Source organism: Caulobacter sp. P1_B12_2 (genome assembly GCF_056406675.1).
This window is the reverse complement of sequence record NZ_JBFTZS010000610.1, coordinates 1-2,129: the sequence shown is the minus strand read 5'-3', so window position 1 is coordinate 2,129 and position 2,129 is coordinate 1. Positions and strand designations below refer to the sequence as shown.

Below are 2,129 nucleotides of genomic sequence, written 5' to 3'. Positions count from 1 at the left end.
GTTCACCGCCGCCCCGACCAGCACCAGTCCGTCCACCTTGTCGGGATGGGCCAGGGCGAAGTCCACGGCGACGCCGCCGCCGGACGAGGAGCCGACCAAGGCGGCGTGCTCGATCCCGGCGGCCTTCATCACCGCGTCGAGGTCGGCGACGGCGTCGTAGGGCGCGGTGGCGGCCGGCGAGGCGCCATAGCCCCGGCGGTCGTAGCGCACGACCCTGGCCTTGGCGCACAGCAGCGGCCAGGCGGCGTCGAAGGCCGAGCTGTCGAGAATGCCGTCATGCAGCAGGACGATGGCCTTAGGCCCGACGCCGCAGGTCTCGTACGAGACCTGACCGCCCGCCACCGGGATCAGCTTGGGCGCGGCCAGGGCTGGCGTCGCGCCGAGCAGCAGGCAGCCGAGGGCGATCGCCGCAACGGGCGTGGAAAACAGTCGCATCGATGTCTCCAGGGTGAAGCGCCCTCAGGCGCGCTTGAGCGTGTCCTGCTCGGGGTCGTGGGGAAGCTGATCGGCCCCGTCGTCGGGCGCGTATTCCAGGATGTCGCCCGGCTGGCAGCGCAGATAGGCGCAGATCGCCTCGAGGGTTTCGAACTTCATGCCCTTCACCTTGCCGGACTTCAGCAGCGAGAGATTGGCCTCGGTGACGCCGATGGCGCGGGCCAGCACGTTGGAGCGCACCTTGCGCCTGGCCAGCATGACGTCGAGACGCAGGATGATGGGCATCAGACGAACGCCTCGCGGTCTTCCTCGATCTCGCGTCCGACCTGCATGACCTGGCCGATCACCAGGACCAGCAGGCCCAGCACGAAGGCCTGGACGCTGGCCATGTGCGCCCAGTTCTTGTCGATCTCGTAGCCCGTGGCGCTGAGGGCCAGGTGGCAGAGGAACGGCGACAGGGCGTAGGCGCACAGCCAGCCGCCGATCCGGCTGAAGCTGCGGCCGTTGGCCGGTGAGAACACCCGTCCCTCGGCGTAGAGCCCAAACAGCGCGCGCACGCTCCAGAACAGCATGATGATCGGCGTCGCCCGCACGATGCCAACTAAGCAATAGATCAGCCGATGGGGCAGGGGCAGCGATCCGAAGGCGACCGAGTTGGGCGGACCTTCGCCGATGTAGCAGTTGTCGGGCCCGATCCGGACCAACTCGCCCTTGTAGAACAGCATGGTCAGGAGCGCGGCGACCAGGATCGTCGTCGCCAGGGTCAGCAGTCCGGTGAACAGCCAGACCAGCCCGAGACTGCCCAGCCGCACGCGGCGCTGGGCGACGGTTTCGGCGGCGGCGAGGGTCTCGGCGCGCGGGTTGAGTTTGACGACGGTGCTCATGGCGCCAAACTCATTCCGAAATTTCTTTCTGTCAAACGATAATTATCCGCCGCTGATCGAGACCGCATGTCCTAACCGAACCGACAGGGCTCGATAAAACTCGCCCGCCATGTCGAGAATGGCCCGACGGCTCCGACTTGCCCTCGAAAGCGCCGCATGACGGCGCTCCAACCGAAGGGAACGACGATGAAGTACATCCTGATGATGCAGTACCCCCGCGCCGGCGGCGACGTGCCGTCCATGGACCAGTGGCCGGAGAAGGCCGTCCAGGCGCACATGGAGCATCTGCGCCTGTTCCGCGAGGAGCTGACCGCCTCGGGCGAGATGGTCGTGACCCACGCCCTGGCCGCGCCGCAGGACGCCCAGCTGGTGCGGGCCCGCCAGGACGCGGCGCCCGAAGTGACCGACGGTCCCTTTCCGGAGACCAAGGAGTTCCTGGCCGGCTATGTCATCGTCGACGTCGACGCGGCCGAGCGGGCTTACTACGCCGCCTCGCGCTGGTCGGAGGGCCCCGGTCCCGACGGCGCGCCGCTGAACCTGCCCGTCGAAGTCCGGCGGGTGATGTGGACCAGCGGCGAGGAGATGTGAGCCTCGCGGCGCTGGATCGCGGGACGACGGACCTGCTGCGCCGACTGGCGCCGCGGGTCCTGTCGGTCGTGGTCCATCGTTATCGCGACTTCGCCGCCGGTGAGGACGCGGTGCAGGAGGCCCTGCTGGCCGCAGCTCGACAGTGGCCCGAGGGCGGCGTTCCGGCCAATCCGGGCGGCTGGCTGGTCCAGGTCGCCTCGCGCCGCATGACCGACCATATCC

At 68.6% G+C, this 2,129-nt stretch carries 5 protein-coding genes; 2 read left to right on the top strand and 3 right to left on the bottom strand.

All coding sequences use genetic code 11. The features are described 5' to 3' along the window. The 3 genes from AC1DZ6_RS23995 to AC1DZ6_RS23985 form a co-directional block, all read right to left on the bottom strand. Positions 1-435 (bottom strand): alpha/beta fold hydrolase (locus AC1DZ6_RS23995; protein ID WP_477099613.1); only part of this gene is annotated, 435 nt, incomplete at its 3' end. A gap of 24 nt (positions 436-459) precedes the next feature. Then, positions 460-720 carry a helix-turn-helix domain-containing protein gene (locus AC1DZ6_RS23990; RefSeq protein ID WP_477099612.1) on the bottom strand — a complete coding sequence of 87 codons (261 nt, stop codon included), beginning with the start codon at positions 718-720 and terminating at the stop codon, positions 460-462. Beyond that, the gene (locus tag AC1DZ6_RS23985; RefSeq protein ID WP_477099611.1) at positions 720-1,319 is read right to left on the bottom strand and encodes a DUF2975 domain-containing protein; all 600 of its coding nucleotides are present in this window, start codon (positions 1,317-1,319) and stop codon (positions 720-722) included. Before AC1DZ6_RS23985 ends, AC1DZ6_RS23990 begins: the two co-directional genes overlap by 1 nt. A 156-nt stretch (positions 1,320-1,475) precedes the next feature. On the opposite strand from AC1DZ6_RS23985, the gene AC1DZ6_RS23980 reads away from it, so the two are divergent. Both AC1DZ6_RS23980 and AC1DZ6_RS23975 read left to right on the top strand, forming a co-directional pair. Further along, positions 1,476-1,907 (top strand): YciI family protein, encoded by a 432-nt coding sequence (locus AC1DZ6_RS23980; protein WP_477099610.1) that lies wholly within the window; start codon positions 1,476-1,478, stop codon positions 1,905-1,907. Then, the coding region (locus AC1DZ6_RS23975; protein WP_477099609.1) for a sigma factor at positions 1,904-2,129 on the top strand (226 nt) is incomplete at its 3' end. The genes AC1DZ6_RS23980 and AC1DZ6_RS23975, both read left to right, overlap by 4 nt.